The sequence below is a fragment of the Caballeronia sp. SL1002 genome (assembly GCF_057814995.1).
On the sequence record NZ_JBYMUW010000003.1, the window covers coordinates 495,728 to 516,853 of the forward strand.

General features: G+C 60.5%; 22 protein-coding genes. 13 read left to right on the plus strand and 9 right to left on the minus strand.

The genetic code is table 11. From position 1 onward, the window contains the following. Nucleotides 1-40: 40 nt before the first annotated feature. Nucleotides 41-403, minus strand: coding sequence for a translation initiation factor Sui1 (locus tag AC3D25_RS19650; RefSeq protein ID WP_488890123.1), 363 nt, complete (start codon nt 401-403; stop codon nt 41-43). Next, nucleotides 393-521 (minus strand): hypothetical protein, encoded by a 129-nt coding sequence (locus tag AC3D25_RS19655; protein ID WP_488890124.1) that lies wholly within the window; start codon nt 519-521, stop codon nt 393-395. The genes AC3D25_RS19650 and AC3D25_RS19655 overlap by 11 nt, the downstream gene beginning before the upstream one ends. A 287-nt stretch (nt 522-808) precedes the next feature. Here AC3D25_RS19655 and AC3D25_RS19660 point away from each other — a divergent pair, with 287 nt between their 5' ends. Continuing rightward, nucleotides 809-2,824, plus strand: coding sequence for an FUSC family protein (locus AC3D25_RS19660; protein WP_488890125.1), 2,016 nt, complete (start codon nt 809-811; stop codon nt 2,822-2,824). Nucleotides 2,825-2,856: 32 nt separating this feature from the next. Here the strand turns inward: AC3D25_RS19660 and AC3D25_RS19665 are convergent, their stop codons facing one another. Further along, entirely contained in the window at nt 2,857-3,297 is a 441-nt protein-coding gene (locus AC3D25_RS19665; RefSeq protein WP_488890126.1) for a DUF488 domain-containing protein, read from the minus strand. Between the two features lie 99 nt (nt 3,298-3,396). Next, nucleotides 3,397-3,678: a hypothetical protein gene (locus AC3D25_RS19670; RefSeq protein WP_488890127.1), complete on the minus strand. Its 282-nt coding sequence runs from the start codon at nt 3,676-3,678 to the stop codon at nt 3,397-3,399. A gap of 139 nt (nt 3,679-3,817) precedes the next feature. On the opposite strand from AC3D25_RS19670, the gene AC3D25_RS19675 reads away from it, so the two are divergent. Then, nucleotides 3,818-4,126, plus strand: a complete 309-nt coding sequence (locus tag AC3D25_RS19675) for a hypothetical protein (RefSeq protein WP_488890128.1) — start codon at nt 3,818-3,820, stop codon at nt 4,124-4,126. Between the two features lie 33 nt (nt 4,127-4,159). Here AC3D25_RS19675 and AC3D25_RS19680 read toward each other — a convergent pair whose 3' ends face one another. Beyond that, entirely contained in the window at nt 4,160-4,675 is a 516-nt protein-coding gene (locus tag AC3D25_RS19680) for a low affinity iron permease family protein (RefSeq protein ID WP_488890129.1), read from the minus strand. A 126-nt stretch (nt 4,676-4,801) separates the two neighbouring features. Here AC3D25_RS19680 and AC3D25_RS19685 point away from each other — a divergent pair, with 126 nt between their 5' ends. The 5 genes from AC3D25_RS19685 (at nt 4,802) to AC3D25_RS19705 (ending at nt 8,950) form a co-directional block, all read left to right on the plus strand. Further along, complete coding sequence (locus tag AC3D25_RS19685; protein WP_488890130.1) at nt 4,802-6,049, plus strand: Gfo/Idh/MocA family protein; 1,248 nt, start codon at nt 4,802-4,804, stop codon at nt 6,047-6,049. Between the two features lie 127 nt (nt 6,050-6,176). Next, nucleotides 6,177-6,476, plus strand: coding sequence for a DUF6723 family protein (locus AC3D25_RS19690; protein WP_488890131.1), 300 nt, complete (start codon nt 6,177-6,179; stop codon nt 6,474-6,476). Between the two features lie 81 nt (nt 6,477-6,557). Then, complete coding sequence (locus tag AC3D25_RS19695; protein ID WP_488890132.1) at nt 6,558-6,773, plus strand: hypothetical protein; 216 nt, start codon at nt 6,558-6,560, stop codon at nt 6,771-6,773. A gap of 312 nt (nt 6,774-7,085) precedes the next feature. Next, nucleotides 7,086-7,985, plus strand: coding sequence for an alpha/beta fold hydrolase (locus AC3D25_RS19700; RefSeq protein WP_488890133.1), 900 nt, complete (start codon nt 7,086-7,088; stop codon nt 7,983-7,985). A 134-nt stretch (nt 7,986-8,119) separates the two neighbouring features. Further along, nucleotides 8,120-8,950 (plus strand): CHAD domain-containing protein, encoded by an 831-nt coding sequence (locus tag AC3D25_RS19705; protein ID WP_488890477.1) that lies wholly within the window; start codon nt 8,120-8,122, stop codon nt 8,948-8,950. 1,138 nt (nt 8,951-10,088) lie between these two features. Here AC3D25_RS19705 and yddG read toward each other — a convergent pair. Together yddG and flgM are read right to left on the minus strand one after the other, a co-directional pair. Then, nucleotides 10,089-10,994, minus strand: a complete 906-nt coding sequence (yddG, locus tag AC3D25_RS19710; protein ID WP_488890478.1) for an aromatic amino acid DMT transporter YddG — start codon at nt 10,992-10,994, stop codon at nt 10,089-10,091. 602 nt (nt 10,995-11,596) lie between these two features. Continuing rightward, the gene (gene flgM, locus AC3D25_RS19715; RefSeq protein WP_488890134.1) at nt 11,597-11,899 is read right to left on the minus strand and encodes a flagellar biosynthesis anti-sigma factor FlgM; all 303 of its coding nucleotides are present in this window, start codon (nt 11,897-11,899) and stop codon (nt 11,597-11,599) included. Nucleotides 11,900-12,460: 561 nt separating this feature from the next. On the opposite strand from flgM, the gene AC3D25_RS19720 reads away from it, so the two are divergent. The 6 genes from AC3D25_RS19720 (at nt 12,461) to AC3D25_RS19745 (ending at nt 19,186) form a co-directional block, all read left to right on the plus strand. Beyond that, nucleotides 12,461-13,375 (plus strand): AraC family transcriptional regulator, encoded by a 915-nt coding sequence (locus AC3D25_RS19720; protein WP_488890479.1) that lies wholly within the window; start codon nt 12,461-12,463, stop codon nt 13,373-13,375. Between the two features lie 116 nt (nt 13,376-13,491). Then, the gene (locus AC3D25_RS19725) at nt 13,492-14,550 is read left to right on the plus strand and encodes an ABC transporter substrate-binding protein (protein ID WP_488890135.1); all 1,059 of its coding nucleotides are present in this window, start codon (nt 13,492-13,494) and stop codon (nt 14,548-14,550) included. A gap of 65 nt (nt 14,551-14,615) precedes the next feature. Further along, nucleotides 14,616-15,419, plus strand: coding sequence for an ATP-binding cassette domain-containing protein (locus AC3D25_RS19730; RefSeq protein WP_488890136.1), 804 nt, complete (start codon nt 14,616-14,618; stop codon nt 15,417-15,419). A gap of 15 nt (nt 15,420-15,434) precedes the next feature. Continuing rightward, nucleotides 15,435-16,718: a sugar ABC transporter permease gene (locus AC3D25_RS19735; protein WP_488890137.1), complete on the plus strand. Its 1,284-nt coding sequence runs from the start codon at nt 15,435-15,437 to the stop codon at nt 16,716-16,718. A 77-nt stretch (nt 16,719-16,795) separates the two neighbouring features. Further along, complete coding sequence (locus AC3D25_RS19740) at nt 16,796-17,524, plus strand: SDR family oxidoreductase (RefSeq protein WP_488890138.1); 729 nt, start codon at nt 16,796-16,798, stop codon at nt 17,522-17,524. Between the two features lie 39 nt (nt 17,525-17,563). Continuing rightward, the gene (locus AC3D25_RS19745; RefSeq protein ID WP_488890139.1) at nt 17,564-19,186 is read left to right on the plus strand and encodes an FGGY-family carbohydrate kinase; all 1,623 of its coding nucleotides are present in this window, start codon (nt 17,564-17,566) and stop codon (nt 19,184-19,186) included. A gap of 631 nt (nt 19,187-19,817) precedes the next feature. Here the strand turns inward: AC3D25_RS19745 and AC3D25_RS19750 are convergent. Both AC3D25_RS19750 and AC3D25_RS19755 read right to left on the minus strand, forming a co-directional pair. Next, nucleotides 19,818-20,552: an Lnb N-terminal periplasmic domain-containing protein gene (locus tag AC3D25_RS19750; RefSeq protein WP_488890140.1), complete on the minus strand. Its 735-nt coding sequence runs from the start codon at nt 20,550-20,552 to the stop codon at nt 19,818-19,820. Continuing rightward, nucleotides 20,549-21,118, minus strand: a complete 570-nt coding sequence (locus tag AC3D25_RS19755; RefSeq protein WP_488890141.1) for a hypothetical protein — start codon at nt 21,116-21,118, stop codon at nt 20,549-20,551. Before AC3D25_RS19755 ends, AC3D25_RS19750 begins: the two co-directional genes overlap by 4 nt. Between the last annotated feature and the right edge of the window lie 8 nt (nt 21,119-21,126).

The following is a 21,126-nucleotide window of genomic DNA, read 5'->3' on the forward strand; positions in this document are numbered from 1 at the left end:
CGGTGCATGGAACGCATGACATCGACGCGCGACGCAGCGATCAGCCGCCAGCCCGCTTCGCGCTGTGGCCGAACTTCTTGAGTGCTTCGATGACGCGCTCGCAATGGTCGCCCTGCACTTCGATCACGCCGTCCTTCACCGTTCCGCCCGAGCCGCAGGCCGTGCGCAATTGCTTGCCTAACGCGGCCAAAGCCAGAGGATCGAGCGCCAGTCCTTTGACGGTCGTCACGCTTTTGCCGCCCCGGCCTTTCGTCTCACGCGACACCCGTACCGCGCCGCTACCTGCAGGCGATGCCTTGGCAGCCGCTTTGCAAACACATTGCGCGAGCGCGTTTCTACATTCGGGACACATTCGCCCGCCATCGGTGGAATAGACCAGGCCGCCTTTTGAACTACTCTTCATGATTGCCTTGCACGAGGACACTGACGTCAGAAACCGGAACAAGTTTAGCAGGCAGTGCGCCGCAGCTAATGCGCGCGACGCTGTCGGGCAGCAGCGCGTTGAGTACGATCATTGTCATGTAGGCGCGTCTGGCGCAAATCCAAAGCCGCGTCCAGAATTCACGACATCCACCGACGAAGAAAGGAAGCCTGATGCCCTCATCTCCTCACATCGCGCACACACCCTCGATCCTGCTCATCGGCGCATCGCGCGGCCTCGGCCTGGAGTATCTCGATTACCGCGGCCGTACCGTCAGATGGTGAGTGCGATTGGCGTCCTCGACGACCGCACGGAGAATTCCGCCGGAGCACGCAATACTCTCGCCGTATCCTCCCGCAATCGACGTTCGTGAGCCGCGAAGGTGCCATGACGATAATCGGTAAGTTCGTATCCCTGGTAAGCCGTCGCACCTTGCGGACGGAAGGTCATGTGTTCGCGATCACGCCCGAGCGCATCGGGATCGCGGAAGGAATGCGCGCGGCGCTCGCGATGGCGCCCATGCTCGTTGCCGCCGCGATTCTCGGTCGCCCGGACATCGCGTTCGGCGCCGTGGCGGCGTTCTGGAACTGTCTTTGCGATCCACAAGGATCCAGTTCACAGCGCTTAAAGGCCATGACCGTCTTCACGGCCATGGGCGTTGTCGTCATGCCGCTCGCGTCCTATGCCGCGCACTGGGGCTATGTCGTCAGCATCGTCGCCTTGTTCGTACTGGTCTTCCTTTGCGGGCTGACACGGTCCTACAAGCCCTCGCTCGGGCCCATGCCGGCGCAGGCGGGCTTGATCGCATCGCTCGCGGTGGTGATCGGCATTGCATCGCCCGAGCCGCTTTCAGCTGCACTCGCTCACGGCGGCTATTTTCTGTTCGGGTCAGTCTGGACCATGTTGTTCTGCATCTTCCTCTGGCCCGTTCCGTTTTCTCAGTCCTCGGGCTTCACCCTTGCGACGATCTTCGGCAGGCTCGCGGACATGGCCGCCTTCCTGGAGGCGCTGGACGCGCGACCCGGAATGGATGCCGAAGGCTGGACCGAATTCGATACTGTTTATCGCCGTGGCGTGCGCATGTCGATCGAGCGCGGCAGGGCATTGGCGGCGCGCGATGTTCGTACCGGCCCCGGTCTCGGCTCGGGGATCGACGCTGCAGGCAGCGTGTTTTCGACGCTGATCGCGATCGGACATGTCCGGCGCAACGCGGCGGTCGCTATCGACGATGTATCGTGGCAACTGCTTCCGGGCCTTCGACAGTTGCTGCAAAGCGTAGCCGCAGCGGCGCAGAAAAAATTGCCCATTCCCGACGCGCTGATCTCGCAGGCACACACGTTATTGCGGCAGACGGCTGGACGGCCGGACCCAACGGCACGTGCCGTCGCCTTTGCGGCGAGCGCCATCGCGCGTTTGACGGACCATCACTACACGCCCGACACGAACGCCGAGACGTCCGCACCTGCTGCCGCAGGCGCGTTCAAGCTTGAAAAGCTGGTCTGGCTCCACGCGCTGAGAGTGGCTGTTGCATCGGCGCTGGCGTTTATGATCGGTACATCGTTTAGCGTCACGTTCGCATACTGGGGCGCGATTGCTGCAATCGTCGTGACTCAGCCGGTGTCCGCCAATACGTGGTTGCGCGTGCTTGAGCGTGCATGCGGCAGTCTTGTCGGCGGCACGATTGCCGCGGTTCTTTTGACGAGTCTGTCGGGTCCTCTGGCGATGATATCGGCGATCCTGCCGCTTGCCGCAGTGACGGTCGCGTTGAGGTTGGTGAACTACGGTCTGTTCGTCGTTTTCCTGACGCCGATGTTCATGCTGACGTCGGATTTCATCCATCCTGCAGCGGGACTGGTGGTCGCGCGTCTGATCAACGAATTCGTCGGCGCATGCGTGGGCGTGGCGGCGAGCTTTCTGCTCTGGCCGCCCAAGGAGAGCAACGCGCTGAACGCTGCGATCTCAGCCGCGATTTCAGCCAATATGGCATTCGCGTCGGCCGTCCTCAGGACGGAAGGCGGATCGACCGCCAACCTGGATCGCCTTCAGCGCGAAGCCGGGCTAGCCAGTTCACAGCTTGAAGTTGCCAGAGAACGTATGCTCCTCGAGGGTCAGCGACGATCCACGCGGCTCGAACATTTGCAGAGCTTGACGCTCGCGGTGCGGATGGTCTGCGGCGCCGCCGCGATGATCGAAATCCTTAGATGCGGAGAACCCGACCCTTCCGACCGGGAGCGAGCCGAACGCTACGACGACATGACTTCCTCATTGCTGAGAGTGCTGGCTTCGGGAAAGCCGACGCAACGGCCTCAGCCTCTTGAAGCACCTGCGGATGACCTCGAACAAGCGGTGCAGCATCTCGTGACAGCGTTCGATAACTACGCGGGGCGCGTGCAAGAGCACTAGCGAGTCTCGCGCCGACCACGAAAGCGTAGCGGCTATAACAAATGCGTCACCTTGAACTTGCTGCCCCAACGTAAGTTCAGATAATCCACCGCCAACCTGCGATGACACCGCTCCGGACGATGCTCGCTGCAAAGCAGACATCCGTGTTCGAATAGCGAAGTGTCAAGCGTTCGCTCAACCGAACGCGCAGCGAGCGTGTCGCAGTATGCTGCGGCGAACTCATCCCACTCGATCTCCTTTGCGCGATAACGTTTGAGGTATTGCGATTCGGGCGCGAGTTCGGGCACTTCGACGTATCTCGCTTCCGTCAGTTCACGAAGGAAAAAGGACAGGTCGGTCTTCTTCGCGAATCCCGCCAATTGCGATGTGTTGTTCAACCGCACGTCCAGGACTGATTTGACACCTGCCGTCCTCAACAGGCGGAAGAAGACCTCGGCGGACTTCCCGGTAAATCCGATTGTCGATAGTTGCACGCCGCCTCCTTTTCCTTGACCGCGTTCAGAAAGTGGACGCCGCCGATGTCGCTGCATGGCTTGAGCTAGCGCTTATCGTCAACGCCGCAATGGTCGCTTTTACCCGCGCGGGTCCGGCTCGGCATTCATGAAGTGGTCCGGATAGACCTGGCCGATCAACGCGTCATAGTCCCGCGGATCCGCCGCTACGATCGCTTGCAGCATTTTGATAAACGAATTGCCGTCCATGAGGTTTTCAACAATAACCCGTGCCGTGCGCAGCGAAATGGATTCGCTACACGGGACCGAGTTGCCGTCGTCGAGCGAGAACTTGAAACGATGGATCTCGGCTGACGACATTGCCGGCGCCGCCTCGTGCGAAAGAATCGTCGCTTTCATCATGGTGCCGGAGGGTGAGTGGTATCGTGCGAAAAGCAATTCTCGTTCCGTCAATCGAACGCGGAAGCGCCGTAGCTACGCCACGCGTTTCGTCCGCGCATAATCGGACGCTCACCGACGTTCGGAAGAGGCCGGAGAAATCGTGGTGAATCGACACACCACGAGTTGCGCCGCCCCGCAGGCTGATCCCTTAACGGAAAACTTGATGAAAGCGGAAATCACTTGCTACGTCCGCGACAGGCGCCTTGGACAGCCTCCGGTCGAAAGCTTCGAATATCGCCTTTACGGCAATAACGGGCTGTTCCACGAGGACTCCATTACGTTGCGCACGGCGCGCGTTTTTGCCGCCGAACTCGAGGGAAGCAGCGCGTTCATGATGATGGTGCAGGCGATCGCCGCCTCGTCGCCGAGCCAGTACCGGTTCCTCGCCGGATCGATATTTTCCGACTGAGCACGGCGTTCCGCGCGCCATTGCAAAAACGCGCTAGGCATCCACTTTTGCACGTTCCTCCGACTGCGCCGCCACTCTGCCGGAAGCCGGCTGCGTCACTTCGTCCGGCGTGCAGGACAACCGCAAATAGGCTGCTGCAAGCCGGCGCAACTCTTCTTCGGAAGCGTCCTCGATGCCGATTAAATGATTGCTCGCCGAGCGATGCGATGAAAGAAGTTCGTTAAGTTTCAGGTGCAGCGCGACGCTGTCCTTATTCTGGCTTTGCTGGATCAGGAAGACCATCAGAAACGTGACGATGGTCGTCCCCGTGTTGATCACGAGTTGCCAGCCGTCTGAATAGTGAAATATCGGACCGGTCACGATCCAGGCGACAACCGTCGCGACCGCCAGACAAAATGCCGCGGGCGACCCGGCCCAGCGCGTGACGAGACTGGCGAATTTATCGAACAGGCGGGTCAGCGGATGCTTGCCCGCGTAAGCGGGGCTCGATGTGTCTGGAACGGAGTCGAGTTCATCGGTCGACGAAGGCGGAATATTAGCGTCGTTCATGGCCGCTCCTCTTGGTTAATCCAAGCGCTTAGCAACTGTCATGCCATCTGTTTACGGGAGACTTGCACTTGCGCCGCGCCTTGGCACCGCTCGCGATACCGCATCGGCCTGCGTTGGGAATACCCCTTGCTCGACATCGAATGTCGCAAGGAAACCATCGTCTTTTTGCGCTACGCCCTAACCGGCACTCGGATTCGCCAAAGCAAAGGAACCGACATGAGCATTCTTTCAGCAATGGGTTTAACGAACGCACGCAAAGTCCGTTATGCAATCGTTGGCTTGGGCGATATCGCCCAGGAAGCCATGATGCCGGGTGTCGAACATACGGATAACTCGGAAATCACCGCGCTCGTCAGCAGCAATCCCGACAAGGCGGGCCGAGTGGCCACGAAGTACGGCGTCGACGATATCTACACGTACGAACAGTTCGGCGACATGCTGGCGTCGGGGAAGGTCGATGCGATTTACTTGGCCACCCCGAACTGGCGGCACGCGGAATTCGCCATTCCGGCGCTAGAGGCAGGCATTCACGTGCTCGTCGAGAAGCCGCTTGAAGTATCGACCGAGCAATGCAAAGCGATTGCGGCGGCAGCGGCGGTTTCCAGCGCTAAGTTGATGGTTGCTTACCGGCTGCATTTCGAACCCGGTACGCTTTCGACCATCGAACGAATCCGCGCGGGAGAATTGGGCGAGATCATTCTTTTCACGTCGACCTTCGTGCAAAAAGTCGATCCGGCAAACCATCGCGCGCGCAATGGCGTGTTGGCCGGCCCGATCCTGGACATGGCGCCCTATCCGCTGAATGCGGCGCGCTACGTCTTCGAGGCCGAGCCCACGGAAGTCGTCTCGGCCGTCGGCACACGGCATCCGGACGCGGGGTTGGGCGATTTCGACGACACAGTAGCGATAACGCTTAGATTTCCGGGCGACCGGCTGGCGCAATTCGTCGTCTCTTATGCCGCCAACGCGCTGGAATCTTATTTTGCGATCGGCACGAAGGGCAGCATCGCCATGCAGCCCTGCTATACCTATGGAAAACCGTTTAAGCAGACGGTGACGGCCGGCGAGAGTGAAAGCAGTCACTCGTTCAAAAACACCGACCACTTTGGCGGCGAGATGAAGTATTTCTCTGACTGCATCCTGAACGATACGCATCCGGAACCGGATGTCGAAGAAGGTTATGCGGACGTGCGCGTGCTTGCGGGCATCGTCAAAGCTCTGGAAGACGGCGGTCCGGTGCCGCTTGAGCCGTTCACTCGAACCTTGCGCATCGACACGAAAGCTCAGCTGCAGTCGCTACGCGCCGTGAAATCCCCGGCGCTGGTCGAGGTGAGCAATCCCGCCGAGGGCGTCGAGAAAGTGCCGAAGAATTGATCTTCGCTGGCGGCTTGGACTGCGCGATAACGACACCATGCTCAGGTAAAGACTTGAGGGCCGGGTCGCGCGTTTAATCGGCATAGCGATTGCTATTTAAGGCCGCCACAGCCTTAGTTGATCGATCATGAGCGCGCACCCCGGAAGAAAGCCCAAACTGGTTCTTTACCCGAACCGTAAAGACGTCCCCGCTCGTCCCGGAACGTCGCGAGAAGATTTCGCGATTTACGCTTCGTATCGCGTCGCGACCGATGGGAGGTTTCTCGGCACGCTGAAGGTTGTGCGCCGTACTGACGGTCGCTTGCTCTTTCCATTCGACGGTGCAGAACAGCTTGGGCCTTATCTTTCCAAAGACGACGCAATCAGGGCTGCGCGGGAGGTGGCGGAACGGGTTATTGCAGCGGATCTGATCGCGCCGGAAGGGTGAGGTTATACAAACTGGCGCAGGGATTCCAATTCGTCCGGGCACGCCGGTTGCTCATTCGAGGCCTGTCATTCAGGAGGCGAAATGATTAGTGCCGATCTCAGTTTGCAACTCACCGGCTCGGCTAAGCATCTTAGCCGGGATGGGTTTCGCGAAATTTTCATGAAGAAGTTCTACGATCCGGCCCGCCGGGGCGAGAGACAGGCGCTTGTGCATCTTGAGATGAGGGTGTGGCAGGATTATCGCGATACGTTCGAAGCCATCGCCGATACCGAAGTTCTTGCTGGGGAACCGGAATAAACACGCGGCGTTGCAATGTGGGAATGGCGTTTAAAGCGGCTTATCCGCAGTAAGGCGGACGAAACCGCGCGCGCTTAATCGAAGTAATAAGGACTCTGATCGCAGCTCGCGGCCCTAAATCATTCATCGAAATACCGCCGTGAATGCTTCGTGCAAATTCTCCGCTCACTTCGCTACTGCGGCGACGGATCAGAGCGCCTCGTTATCCTGCTCCCGCCCCGGCTTTCAAGGCTTGATTGTCGCTCACGCTCAGCGGGCGTTTCAAAGTTGCATTAGTGACGATCGATAGTCCCGCTGCATGGAGACTTCACGATGCTCGAATTTACGCACCGCGCGCGCACGACTGTACTCGACATCGCTTACGCCGATGCCGGCCCGCCAGATGGGCCGCCAGTCATCCTGCTGCACGGCTGGCCGGATGCCGCGCGCGCATGGGATCCGGTGGCTGCGCGATTGAATGCGGCGGGGTTTCGTACGATCGTTCCCGAGCTGCGCGGCAGCGGCGGAACGCGCTTCCTCCACGAAAACACGATCCGCGACGGCTCGGGCGTCGCCCTAGCGCAGGACGCGATCGACCTGGCCGACATTTTGAAAATCGATCGCTTCGATCTCGTCGGCCACGATTGGGGAGCGCGCGCCGCCTACACAGCGGCTGCGCTGTTCCCTGAGCGCGTGCGACGGATCGCTGCGCTCGCTTTAGCGTTTCAGCCTTACGGTAGATTCGCATTGCCCAGCTTTTCACAGGCGCGCAAGTTCTGGTACCAGTGGTTCATGTCGCTCGACGGCGGCCCCGATGCCGTAAAAGCCGATCCGAAAGGCTTCGCGCGGATTCAGTGGGACACGTGGTCGCCGCCCGGCTGGTTCGACGACGAAGAATTCGCGCGGACTGCAGCGAGCTTCGAGAATCCCGATTGGCTGCCGATCACCTTAAACGGTTACCGGCGTCGATGGCGTGGGGACGAAGCGTCGGATCCCGCTTATGCGGACCTTCGGCAGCGGCTGGCAACGATAGGACATATCGGCGTTCCCACGCTGATGCTGCAGGGAGGCGCGGATCAGTGCGACGAGCCGGCTGAGTCCGAAGGCATGGATGACTGTTTCACCGGAGCTTATCGGCGAACTGTAATCGATGGCGCCGGCCATTTTCCATTGCGCGAAAGTCCAGAGGCTGTGGCCGATGCGGTGATCGAACATCTTCGTGCCGCTGATTGATAACTTCTCCCCTAACCGCCGACTCCCCCCGCTTTTGACCGGTTTATCGTCAGACATATATCTCCTTACGATGCGCCCGAGGAACGCTTCTTGCCGGGCAACACTGCGCATATCGAATCCACGAGGACTTGAACGTGAAGACTAAGGGCACTGATGAACGGGTCGGCCGCGGGCAATTAGCGGAAACCCACTTCGCAACCTTCGCAGACCCGCTCGTTAAGGAAGCCGTCACGGAAGCCGCTGATCTGAGGAACACGGCGGATGCGGAAAAGCTCCACAAACTCAGAGTGGCGTTGCGGCGACTACGGACGCTGCTATGGGCCTACCGGTCCATTCTTGACGAGCAATTCGACGCCCAACAGCGCGCGCTGTTCAAGTTTCTGGCCAATGCGGCGGGAAACACGCGGGACTGGGACATCCTGATCAGCCTCGTCGAAAAGAGTAGTGACCAGGAACTGATCGGCGCCTTCAAGAAGCAAAGAGACGAGACTGCCGAAAAAAGCATCGAGACGCTTTTAGGCTCAAAATTGGAAAGAACACTGCGCGATGCGGTTCATGAAGCCAACCGCGAGCTGAACACATCTGCAGTGCGCACGTCCCTAAGGAAGTTCGCTCAGAAGCGAGTCGAAGTGGCGCAGAGGCAACTTAAGAGACGTATGCGTCAAGCTTCGAAAGCGGACCGCTCCGACTACAACTCATATCACGATGTTCGGAAAGCGGGCAAAAAAGTGCGCTACCTGATCGAGTTTTTCGAGCCGCTGCTTAAGAAGCGGCACCGGAAAGGACTCAAGGATCTTAAGCGATTGCAAAAGCACTTCGGCGCGCTCAACGATGTCGTGGCTAGTCGCGACCTTCTGACTTCGCATCGCGCGTCCCTGCCCGACGGGCTAGACATAGATGCCGCACTTCGTGCGTTAAAGAAGGAGCAAAAGCGGCGGATCAAGTCTGCGGCAAAGCTGTTGTGACGCGCGCGCTCACTGAAAACTCCAGCGAGCGCACGTTCTACGATGAACGGCCGACGCGATTTCAGCTTATGCGCCAACCGTTCGCCATCATTGCGTCTGCAACTGCCAGCGCAGAATCGGATGCGTGCCTCCGGGCAAAATCACCCACGTGCCATTCGGCCCGAAGTCCCATTGCGATCCAAAGCTTTGCGGCAGGCTCATCTGCGCGGTGGTAAGTCCCGTTACACCGCTCGCCCCAGTGCCGTTGACGCCGAACGTCTTGCCGCTGGTCTGAACGTCCCAGAAGTTATTCGCGATCGGCCCTCTATTTGCACCGATAAATCCAGCGATCTGGTTCGGCCCGAAGAGCGTGACATTGCCGGTAGAGAACGATTCGCGGACAGTGCCGGAGTTATCGCCGATGAGTCCGCCGTTGTCGCCGACAATGAGGAACGTTGTCCCCGTCGCGTACGATTGCGTGATCGTCCCCGGGTTGTTCGCGACAAGTCCGCCGACCCCGCTTCCATGCGATCCGCTGCTCGCATCGCCTGTCGCATACGACTGATTGATGGTGCCCGTGTTCTCGCCGACGAGTCCGCCGAGGCCGCCTGGCCGCCTACGCCCGCGCTGCTGGATGAACGTTGAATGGTGCCGTCGTTGCGCGAAACCAGACCCCCCATGACCGAGCCGAGATTCTCCTCCGCGCCCACGCCGCCCGATGTATGCACGTTGACCAGCGTCCCGCGATTGCGGCCCGCAAGAAGCCCGAGTCGCGTACCGATCGCCGTGCTCGCATTGCCGCTCACAGTGAGATTGCGCACTATAGCGGCGGGTTCGACGATCGCGAACATGCCGACATAATCGTCGCTCGTAGCGTCGACGAGGTCCCTCATCGAAAACCCGGAGATGGTGTGCCCCATGCCGTCGAACTGTCCGGTGAATATCCTTGCAATCGAGAACATTGTTTACCTCGGCGCAATAGTCCCGCACGGCGCGGCAATAAGGCCATCGCCGCTTAAGGCTCGTGCGGAGTCTGTAAACAACAGTGCATAAACTGGAAGTGCTAACGTAAGGCTTACGCGTTGATTCTCTGTGGTTTGCCGGGATCGGGGCGCGCCAACCAAGCGTGTTTTGGCTGGTCGAGCATGGAACGCGCACGCTATTCCACAACAGGCACCGCCTCGATTTGACGCGTCGCGATCCAGCAAAGAATGGATCCCGCGCAAACCATCGACGCGCCTTGCCAGAAAGCGAAGGGCAACGGCGAATTCAGCAGCTTGGCCGCTAGCATCGACGAGAGGACGGGTATGAAGTAGGACGCCCCAGCAAGCACGGTCACGTTCCCGTGGAGGATGCCGATATTCCACGCGGCATAGCCGAATCCAAGCGCCGACGCCGCGAGCACGAGATAGATAACGGTGCGCAAACTGAAGTGCATCGCACCGCCGCCCTCGACGCCGCACTTAACCCATAGCGTGAGTGCAACCAGCATGAAGAACAGCGTCACGCCATTGCTTCCCTTGGCGATTCTGGCCGTGACCGTGCAATACGCGGCCCAGATCAATGCGCCGGCGAAAGCCAGGCCGAAGCTTAAGGGATTGGCTTCGACATTGGTCAGCATCTCGGCAACATTGAAACCCTGATCGCCGCCCAACACCCAGCCAATCCCCACGAGCGAGAGCAAGAACCCCGGAAAGATCAGGAAGTTCGAGCGCTGCCCGTTGAACAGAATGGCCGCAATCAGCGTGAATGTCGGCCATAGATAATTGACCATGCCAACCTCCACTGCCTGACGTCCATTGCTTGCATATCCGATCGAAAGCGACAGGCATAACTCGTAAGCGACGAACAGCAGGCTGCCCCAGACCAGATAGCGGCGCGAGAACCTCCGCAAGTTCGGAAATCCCACCGAGAAGAACAGGATGACCGAGGCCACCGTGTATATCATCGCGGCCCCTTCGGTTGCGCCGAGTCCTTCGCTCACACCGCGAATCAGGCCGACAATCGAGCTCCAGAGAAGCACCGCAACCAACCCGATAAGGGTCGCTTTTTTCCGTTCGCGCATGAATATAAGTTCGGTGTTGATGACCGGGATATCGGTGAACAAGCCCGTAACCAACCGCGGCATTCTTCGGACTCGTTTTGAAAGCGATGCAATGAACGGCCACATTATCGACGGCATGGCGCGCGTCGATAATGAATCCTTTGCCTTCGCGAGTTTGCCATGCACCTCGTTCACGTCACGATCGTCTCCGGCGACGTCGAAACGTTGCGCGCGTTTTTTGCCGATGTCGCGCAAATGGAAGTTGGACTTCGACCGCCATTCGGCGTCGACGGCTATTGCCTTTATCTCGACGGCCGTGCCGTCATTCATTTGGTCCATACGAGCGGACGGGCGGCCGCCGCCGTTCCTGTACCGCGCATCGACCATTTCGCTTTTCGCGTGAGCGACGCGCGCGCATGGACGGCACTGATCGACGATTGCGCGAGCGCGGCGCGGTCCCGATGCGCCCGTCCACGCGCTCTTTCAGCGGCGGCAATTCATGGCGCCACGGGTTCGTACACTGGACTTCCTCGAACCACGTTGTGCTGCCGGCGCACAGCACTTCGACGCGTTCCTGAAATAGCCGCCACGGCTGGCGGCCACGCGGGTGTGATCGGCTGCGTTCAGACCGCTTTCGTTTGCAGCAAGTCGCCTACGCTGCGCATCATGCCGTCGGCGATCTTGTTCGTATCGACCTTGTACGTGCCGTTGCGAAGCGCGGCCTTGATCGAGTCGACCTTCGCCGTGTCGATATCCGGGACGTTCGCCGCACGCAGCGCCGACACCGACGACAAGCTGACCGTCGAACTGCTCGCGCTCGTCTTTTGCACGGCGCCGACGGCGCTCGCCGCGTCGATGCTATTGATTGCCCGCGTGGCGCCGGTCTGGGTCACTGCGTTCGTGTTGTTGCTGGATTCGATCTTCATAAGGGCCTCTACTGTCCGTTTGTCGTGTGTTGAATTCTTTAACGGTCCCTCGTTTGAAAACTTCACCGTCCAGCAGGCTCCGCGAAGACCTCCAACGCCTACCGTAGCGCTGAGAGCCTTTCTGGGCGGGACTTCCAGGCAGTTGAAACAAAGTGCAACAAAGTGTGAGGAATCGCACATAGCCACTTTTAGCGGCAAAATCGCACGTGTTCGGTCCCTCACAGAGCGGCGCGCTGGCATTCCACTCGGGTTGTGCCGGAAACGAAAATCCCGCCTCACATCGAGATCGAATGCGACGCGAAACGCGGCTGCCTGCTCGCGCTGCTGCGACGCACAAGCCTCTACGCCTTTCCCGTACGGACATACCCCGATGCAAAAAAGTATCGGTTAGCGGTCTTAATTTCAGTGGCGAGATTACCGCTACGGGTCTATTTTTCTCCTACGGCAACCGCAACACGATCTACGCGAACTGTCGAAAAAAACAGAATAGGTTCAGGAGACAGACAGATGCACACGACGCTTGGCGCGGCGGCGCAGGCGCATTCCCGCGAAACGAAAAATATCCAGCCCGACCTGGAACTGGTGGCCGTGCGGCGGGACGAGTCCTTCAAGATCTGGTCCCATGGTTATCCCTATCGGACGGTGCGCTGGCACTTCCATCCCGAATACGAAATTCAGTTGATTACCTCGACGACAGGCAAATATTTCGTCGGGGATTTCATCGGGAACTTCGCGCCCGGCAATCTCGTGATGGTCGGCTCGAATCTTCCGCACAACTGGGTCAGCAGCGTGCCGAAGGGCGAACGCGTCGATGAACGCTGTCTGATCCTGCAGTTCGACGCGGACTTCATTGCGCGTGCAATCACGGCTTTCCCCGAACTCAAGCGCGTCGATTCGTTGCTCGATGCGTCGCGCTGGGGTGTTCTCTTCACGCCTGAAACAGGCGCGGCCGCCGAGCCGATCATGCGCGAATTGCTCGTCGCGAAGGGCTTGCGGCGCGTGACCCTGCTTCTTGCCCTGCTCGACTTGCTGGTGCAAAGCGTAGCGCCGATCAAGCTTGCCAGCGACACGTACTGCGCCGACCCGACGCGCTACGCCGAAACGCGCATCAACCATGTGCTGTCCTATATCGGCAAGAACCTGTCGCAAGAGTTGCACGAATCCGAATTGGCGGAACTCATCGGTCAAAGCGTCAGCGCGTTTTCGCGCTATTTCCGCCGGCACACCGGCGTTCCGTTCGTGCAGTACATCAACCGGCTGCGCATCAATCTCGCGTGCCAGTTGCTGATGTCGGGCGAACTGAGTATCACCGACATCTGTTACCGCGTCGGCTTCAACAACCTCTCGAATTTCAATCGACAGTTCTTGTCGCTCAAGGGCATGCCGCCGTCGCGATGGCGCGCCTATCAGCAACTCAATGCGGGCAGCGCGGCCGAATCGTCCGACGCCATGTCCCTCTCCGAAGTATTTGGTTAGCCCGTCACGGTCGGCATCGATCCGGACATCGCTGGCGAAGAACTTCAACAAAAAGCCTCAAGCGGCCCAACCACGGCAGAACCTGTGCCGATTTTTCTAAAAGACGGAGACATTCCATGACCAGACTTTCGAACCGACTGATCGGCGCCAGTGCGCTCGGCCTGAGCCTCATGAGCGGCACGGCGGCATGGGCCGCGCCCAGCGGCACGGTGGCTTTCCTGATGCCCGATCAAGCGTCGACACGCTATGAACAACACGATTTCCCCGGCTTCAAGGCCGAGATGAGCAAGCTCTGTCCCGATTGCAAGGTGCTCTATCAGAACGCCAATGCCGACGTCGCCACGCAGCAGCAGCAGTTCAACTCGGTGATCGCGCAGGGCGCCAAAGTGATCGTGCTCGATCCGGTGGATTCGACGGCCGCCGCGTCGCTCGTTCATATGGCGCAGGGTCAGGGCATCAAGGTCATCGCGTATGACCGGCCTGTACCGTCGACGCCCGCGAGCTACTACGTCTCGTTCGATAACGAAGGTATCGGCAAGGCCATCGCGCAATCGCTCGTTCAGCATCTGAAGGAATCGGGCGTGCCGGCCTCGAAGGGCGGCGTGCTTCAGGTCAACGGCTCGCCGACCGACGCGGCTGCGGGACTCATCAAAAAGGGCATTCACGCCGGACTGGAAGGCAGCGGCTACAAGACGCTGGCCGAGTACGACACGCCCGACTGGGCGCCGCCGAAAGCGCAGCAGTGGGTGAGCGGGCAGATCACGCGCTTCGGCTCGCAGATCGTCGGCGTGGTGGCGGCCAACGACGGCACGGGCGGCGGCGCAGTCGCGGCCTTCAAGGCGGCGGGCGTCAATCCGGTGCCGCCCGTCACGGGCAACGACGCGACCCTCGCGGGCCTCCAGTTGATTATCGCGGGCGACGAGTACAACACGATCCTGAAGCCGAGCGAGATCGTTGCAGCGGCCGCTGCGAAGATCGCGGTGGGTTTTCTGTCCGGTCAGACGCCGAAGGCTGAAACCACGCTGTTCAATACGCCGTCGCAACTTTTCAAGCCGGCGGTTATCACGGCAAAGAACCTGAAGGCGGAAGTCGTCGATAAGGGATTTGCGACCAGCAAAGAGTTGTGTACCGACCGCTACGCCGATGGATGCAAGAAGCTGGGCATCACGAACTAACCGCCACGCTGTCGCACCGGATCCGGCACGCGCCGGATCCCTCCACTTTCACGAGGTTTCCGTCCATGACTGACAACCCCACCACACGGTCCCCGCGAGGCGAGCTGGTACTGAGCCTGCGCGGCGTTTCAAAGCATTTCGGCGCGGTCTCGGCGCTGACGGATATCGATCTGGACGTGCATGCGGGCGAAGTCGTCGCGCTCGTCGGCGATAACGGCGCCGGTAAATCGACCCTGGTCAAGGTGCTTGCGGGCGTCCATCAACCCAGCACGGGCACCATCACCTTCGGCGGCAACGAGGTCACGCTGGCCGATCCGGGCGCGGCGCTCGACCTCGGCATCGCCACGGTGTTCCAGGATCTCGCGCTGTGCGAAAACCTCGATGTCGTCGCGAACATTTACCTCGGGCGCGAACTGAGCCCGCTGCGGCTCGACGAAGTCGCGATGGAGGTGAAAGCGTGGACGCTCTTGAACGAGCTATCGGCGCGTATCCCTAGCGTGCGCGACGTGGTCGCGTCGCTGTCGGGCGGACAACGCCAGACCGTTGCCATCGCGCGCTCGCTGTTGCTGGACCCCAAGCTCATCATGCTCGACGAACCGACGGCGGCGCTCGGTGTCGCCCAGACGGCAGAGGTGCTGAATCTGATCGAACGTGTGCGCGATCGCGGTCACGCGGTGATCATGATCAGCCACAACATGGAAGATGTCCGCGCCGTGGCGGATCGTATCGTCGTGCTGCGGCTCGGCCGCAATAACGGCGTTTTCTATCCCGACTCGTCGAATCAGGAACTCGTGGCCGCGATTACCGGCGCCACCGAGAACGCTGTATCGCGCCGCGCCGACCGGCGTCAGGCCGAGCAGGACGCCTAGACCCAAGGAGCGATCATGATCCAAAAAATTCAAGGCGTTGCGCCGGCCGAACCGCAGCCCGAACCTCAAGGCACGCCGCTGCTCGACCGCAGCGATATTCGCGTCAAGCACGCCACAGGCGTTGGAGGCGCGATTTCCGCGTTCTTCGAACGGGTGCGCTCGGGCGATCTGGGGTCGTTGCCGGTCGTCGCGGGTCTCGTCATTATCTGGACCGTCTTCACCAGTCTCAACCCGGTGTTCCTTTCCGCCGACAACCTGGTGAACCTGCTGTTCGACTGCTCGACGGTCGGCGTGATCTCGCTCGGCATCGTCTGTGTGTTGATGGTGGGACAGATCGACCTCTCCGTCGGGTCGATGAGCGGCTTCGCTTCCGCACTCGTCGGCATGCTCTGGGTCAATCACGGCTGGCCGGTCGTGCTCGCCATCGTGGCGGCAATCGCGGTCGGCGCGCTGGTCGGTGCGCTGTACGCATTGCTGCTCAACCGGCTCGGCATGCCGAGTTTCGTCGCGACACTGGCCGGTTTGCTTGCGATCCTCGGGATGCAGTTGTACGTCCTCGGCGCAACGGGTTCGATCAACCTGCCGTATGGATCCGCGCTCGTGGATCTCGGGCAGCTCATCATCATTCCTGCGGTCGTCTCGTATCTGCTCGCGTTGATTCCGGGCGCGGTGATGCTGATCGTCGGGATGCGCACGCGTGAGCGCCGCCGAGCATCGCGCCTTTCCGCGCCGTCGATGGGAAGCCTGCTCGTGCGCGCCGTCGCCATCACGATCCTGCTTGAAGCGGTGGTGGCTTACCTGAACCGGGGACGTGGCGTCCCGTTCATGTTCGGCGTGTTCCTCGGTCTTTCGGTCGCGATGGATTACGCGCTCAAGCGAACGCGCTGGGGCCGCTCGATGCACGCGGTCGGCGGCAATCACGAAGCCGCGCGGCGCGCAGGCATCAAGGTCGGCGCCATCTACACCAGCGCGTTTGTGCTGTGCGCGAGTCTCGCCGCGCTCGGCGGCGTGCTGACGGCGGCGCGACTCGCCTCGGCCAGTCAGCAGGCCGGCAGCGGCGACGTCAACCTGAACGCGATCGCGGCTGCCGTGATCGGCGGGACGAGTTTGTTTGGCGGTCGCGGCAGCGCGTATTCGGCGGTGCTCGGCATCATCGTGATCCAGTCGATCGCGAGCGGCCTGACGCTGCTGAACCTGTCGTCCTCGCTGCGCTTCATGATCACCGGCGCGGTGCTGGCAATTGCGGTGATCGTCGATTCGCTCGCGCGTCAATCCCGCGTTTCGCACGGTCGCGCTTGAATCGCGAGAACCTGCCACTTGAATGCGATCTTGTCGAGCGCCACGGCGCTCAATAAGATCGACACGGAGAACAGTCAATGAGTGAATCGATGAAGGGAAAGGTGGCCGCCATCACCGGCGCGGCATCGGGTATCGGCCTCGAATGCGCGCGCGTCCTGATAGCGGAAGGCGCGAAAGTGGTGTTGATCGACCGGGCGAAGGATGCCCTCGCGCGATGCTGCGCGGAACTGGGGCCAAACGCGCTGCCGCTGGTCGTGGACCTGCTGCAGCCGCTGGAGGTTTCCGCCATGTTGCCGAAGATACTCGATCTCGCTGGCGGCCTCGACGTCTTCCATGCCAACGCGGGCGCGTATGTCGGCGGCGAGGTGGCCGAGGGTGACCCCGACGAATGGGACCGCGTGCTGAATCTGAACATCAATGCCGCGTTCCGCTCGGTTCACGCCGTGCTGCCGCACATGATCGCGCAGAAATCCGGCGATATCGTTTTCACGAGTTCCATCGCGGGCATCGTGCCGGTCGTATGGGAGCCGATCTATACCGCCTCCAAGTTCGCGGTGCAGGCTTTCGTCCACACGACACGCCGCCAGCTTTCCAAGCACGGCGTGCGCGTCGGCGCAGTGGCGCCGGGTCCGGTCGTCACGGCGCTGCTCGACGATTGGCCGAAAGCGAAAATGGACGAGGCGCTCGCCTCGGGCAGCCTGATGCAGCCAAAGGAAGTCGCCGACGCCGTCCTCTTCATGCTGACCCGGCCACGCAACGTGACGATCCGGGATATCGTGATCCTTCCGAACAGCGTCGATCTTTGACGCATCCACGTTCAACACAGAACGCAGGCAACGAGCTATATGACTCTAGACAATCCGACCTCCGGCGCGAAATACGTCATCGGTGTGGACGTGGGAACGGGCAGCGCCCGGGCCGGAATCTTCGATCTTTCCGGCCGCATGATGGCGTCGGCCAAACGCGACATCACGCTGTTCCATGCGAGCGGATCGATCGTCGAGCAGTCGAGCGGCGAAATCTGGCAGGCCGTCTGCGACTCCGTAAAAGAAGCGTTGTCGCAGGCCGCCGTATCGCCCGAGCAGGTCGCGGGCATCGGCTTCGACGCGACCTGTTCGCTCGTCGTACTGGGCGCGGGCGGCAAGCCCCTCGCCGTTGGACCGTCCGGGCGGGAAGATCGCGACATCGTCGTGTGGATGGACCATCGCGCCGTCGAGCAGGCGGAGCGCATCAACGCGACGAACCACGAAGTGCTGAAGTATGTCGGCGGCAGGATCTCGCCGGAAATGGAGACGCCGAAGCTGCTGTGGCTGCTCGAAAACAAACCTGACACCTTCGAAGCCGCGTGGCAGTTCTTCGACCTGACCGATTTCCTGACGTGGCGCGCGACCGGTGACTTATCCCGATCCACCTGCACGGTGACGTGCAAATGGACGTACCTCGCGCACGAGCGGCGCTGGGACGAAAGTTACTTCCGCACCGTCGGTCTGGGCGTGCTCGCGGACGAGGCGTTTGCACGGATCGGTCAGAACGTGGTCGACGCGGGTACGCCGCTCGGAAGCGGACTGACGCCGGATGCAGCCGCGCAACTCGGTTTGGGAAGCGGAACGTCTGTTGCGACGGGCGTGATCGACGCGCACGCGGGCGGGATTGGAACGGTCGGCGCGGAGGGTGCGCCCGAGTCGTGCCTCGCGTACGTCTTCGGCACGTCGTCCTGCACGATGACCACGACGCGAACGCCCGTCTTCGTGCCGGGCGTGTGGGGACCGTATTACTCGGCGATGGTGCCGGACGCCTGGCTCAACGAGGGCGGCCAATCGGTGGCGGGAGCCGCGATCGAACGGCTACTGGCGATGCACCCCGCGACACCCGACGCACGCACTCGCGCGGAACGCGAAGGCCGTTCGCTGCCGGTGATGCTGGCGAGTCTTGCCGGGCAGGCATCAGAAAACTTGTCGCGTGTGGCGACGCTCGCCGACGGTCTGCATGTCGTTCCTGAGTTCCTCGGAAATCGCGCGCCGCTAGCCGATCCCTATGCGCGTGCCGTGATTGCAGGCCTCGGCATGGAGGACGATCTGGACAGTCTGGTCGCGCTTTATATCGCCGGGATTTGCAGTATCGGATATGGGCTTCGGCAAATCATCGAGGCGCAAGCCGTTGCCGGCGCGCCGATCGAGAAAGTGGTGATCAGCGGCGGCGCGGGACGTCTCGATCTCGTCCGGCAATTGCTCGCCGATGCCACCGGCAAGCCGGTGCTCGCCACGCAGGCGGACGAACCCGTGCTGCTCGGCGCCGCGATGCTGGGCAGCGTAGCGGCCGGGCTTTTCGAAGACGTGCGCGCCGCGATGTCCGGGATGTCGCAGATCCAGACGACCTACAATCCGGACAGCGGCGATATCGCCGCATTTCACAAGAAGCGGTATCGCGCGTTCACACGGCTGCAGACCGTGGCGCGCGAGATTCGATGATCGGACGATGATGTGGGCGGCACGTGGCCGCCTGTATCGCGGTGGACGTCTGAACGTCGACTTGCTATCTGTCTTCCTCACTGCGCACGACGTGGCGGCTCCGTATCGCTACGGTTTGCTCGCTCGCAACCTTTACCCTGGCAGGTTGCGGCAGCGGTGACGGTGACGGCTCGCTCGCGTCGTGTTCTATCAATATCGAGGAATCGATCGAAGCGTGCCGACGTGGTACTTAAGGACGCCGGCGGGAACGTCGTCAGTCAGAAGCGGTATCTGCTGCAAGACCCGCCAGGCAGCGAATGGCGCCTCTCGCGCAAGCGAGTCGCCGCGCAAGCGGTTGGCGGCGATCGAAGGATCGCCGGCTTGACTCATAGATCCGTTGCCGCACGATGTACGTGCGGAGACGAAAATATTGAACTATGTAGCGCGCATTGCGCGGAGGCGAACAGAGGATCGTCGCTTCCCAACTTTGCCCCGTCTCGGGACCTTCGGGATCTTTCGTTAAAGCGAGCCAAACCGCTCTCACCACAAGACGAATTTGCGTGCGGAAATTGTCGCGCGAACATGATCGATCTTTGTCCGGCATTACGCGAATCTGCAATACGATTTTTGCGCCTCGTCACGCTAAGAGTAACTAGACCGTCCGTCGAATTGACGCCGAATAACCGGCGTCGATTCGCATGCCGTCCGGCCGCTCGATGAGACTACGCCGCTTGAGTTCTTCGAACGGTACGCTAGAGTCTAGCAAGCCGAGTCGATAACTATAATCGTCGGCATGGCCGCTCAAGAGAACCTTCCAGCTGTAGCGAAGCCGTGGCGCGAGCTCGCGCGCGTGCTGGAGGATATTGGTCGTGCAGTTATTGAAAAGCGTGTGATAGAACTCGGGCTGCTCGTTAAGCTGATTGACGCGTCGCAGATAATCCACGAAAAGATTGCGCGCCGTTTCAGCGCTCACGTTCACTCGATACAAACATACCCGCTCGCGGCGGACATCCGTGCGCACGCCAACGATATCGCGCTCGTCGGCCACCACGTAGATCAACTGGTACTGTCTGAAAAAGCCACGCCAGGTCGAATATTTCTGACCTTGTCTGCGACGTGTTTCGATCGAGACTGAAACATAGCGGCCATCGCTAAAGCCGAAACTGACGAACACATGCGCGATGGCTTCATGCGCCCAGCGCGATACGACCAGATCGACGGTTTGCAGCTGCGAAATGTCGTAGGTAGCGTCGAAATACGCCGGGCTGAAATCGTCTCGCGACCGGTAGGCGAAGTTGCGGACGTTGCGAATTCCGACCTCATTGCCGCACCATTGCGCCGATGCGGTACGCGCATATTCTTCCACCCAGTTTGCCTGCTTCGTCACGCATTGCTCCAGGTCATATTGGCTACGAAAAGCAACTGGACCAGCAAATTAAGCGCAACGAAACTGGCATGAAAGATCTGGTTGCGAGTGCGCATTGCAATGACGCATCCAATCGCCACGGCAGCGGTTTTCACCCAGTACATGTCACCTAGATTGACGACATGCATCTCGCCCTTGATAAGCGAGTCGCCGATATCGGTCACGCTTTCCGCGAGCAGCAATCCGAAGAACCAGACCCGTCGCGACATGAAGTAATCGCGATAGCCACTATACTCACGCATCGAATCCGGGAACAGCATCGCGCACATCAGATACATGATGAACGCGTAGAAGATCAGGTACAGGTAGATGCCGAAAGTCCATACGGGAATCTCGCGCAGGGAAAACTCCCACCACCAGAACTGCAGGATGTTGAGTATCAGTGAGGCGACCCACGCCATGTGGATCGGGTAGACGTTTTTGGACGAGGGATGCTGGATCGTCGAGGAAATTCCCTTGAGCATGTGCGTCAGCCCGAGACTGACGATCATACCCATCACGATCCGCACATGCGTGAACTTCTCCATGGTCGTGA

Bases quoted from the DNA above. Each gene is read 5' to 3' on its own strand.
- AC3D25_RS19735 (WP_488890137.1), top strand. From the start codon at position 15,435: ATGATCCAAAAAATTCAAGGCGTTGCGCCGGCCGAACCGCAGCCCGAA.
- AC3D25_RS19655 (WP_488890124.1), bottom strand. From the start codon at position 521: ATGACAATGATCGTACTCAACGCGCTGCTGCCCGACAGCGTCGCGCGC.
- AC3D25_RS19755 (WP_488890141.1), bottom strand. From the start codon at position 21,118: ATGGAGAAGTTCACGCATGTGCGGATCGTGATGGGTATGATCGTCAGT.
- AC3D25_RS19700 (WP_488890133.1), top strand. From the start codon at position 7,086: ATGCTCGAATTTACGCACCGCGCGCGCACGACTGTACTCGACATCGCT.
- AC3D25_RS19660 (WP_488890125.1), top strand. From the start codon at position 809: ATGACGATAATCGGTAAGTTCGTATCCCTGGTAAGCCGTCGCACCTTG.
- AC3D25_RS19745 (WP_488890139.1), top strand. From the start codon at position 17,564: ATGACTCTAGACAATCCGACCTCCGGCGCGAAATACGTCATCGGTGTG.
- AC3D25_RS19730 (WP_488890136.1), top strand. From the start codon at position 14,616: ATGACTGACAACCCCACCACACGGTCCCCGCGAGGCGAGCTGGTACTG.
- AC3D25_RS19680 (WP_488890129.1), bottom strand. From the start codon at position 4,675: ATGAACGACGCTAATATTCCGCCTTCGTCGACCGATGAACTCGACTCC.
- AC3D25_RS19650 (WP_488890123.1), bottom strand. From the start codon at position 403: ATGAAGAGTAGTTCAAAAGGCGGCCTGGTCTATTCCACCGATGGCGGG.
- flgM (WP_488890134.1), bottom strand. From the start codon at position 11,899: ATGAAGATCGAATCCAGCAACAACACGAACGCAGTGACCCAGACCGGC.
- AC3D25_RS19690 (WP_488890131.1), top strand. From the start codon at position 6,177: ATGAGCGCGCACCCCGGAAGAAAGCCCAAACTGGTTCTTTACCCGAAC.
- AC3D25_RS19740 (WP_488890138.1), top strand. From the start codon at position 16,796: ATGAGTGAATCGATGAAGGGAAAGGTGGCCGCCATCACCGGCGCGGCA.
- yddG (WP_488890478.1), bottom strand. From the start codon at position 10,994: ATGCGCGAACGGAAAAAAGCGACCCTTATCGGGTTGGTTGCGGTGCTT.
- AC3D25_RS19725 (WP_488890135.1), top strand. From the start codon at position 13,492: ATGACCAGACTTTCGAACCGACTGATCGGCGCCAGTGCGCTCGGCCTG.
- AC3D25_RS19695 (WP_488890132.1), top strand. From the start codon at position 6,558: ATGATTAGTGCCGATCTCAGTTTGCAACTCACCGGCTCGGCTAAGCAT.
- AC3D25_RS19670 (WP_488890127.1), bottom strand. From the start codon at position 3,678: ATGATGAAAGCGACGATTCTTTCGCACGAGGCGGCGCCGGCAATGTCG.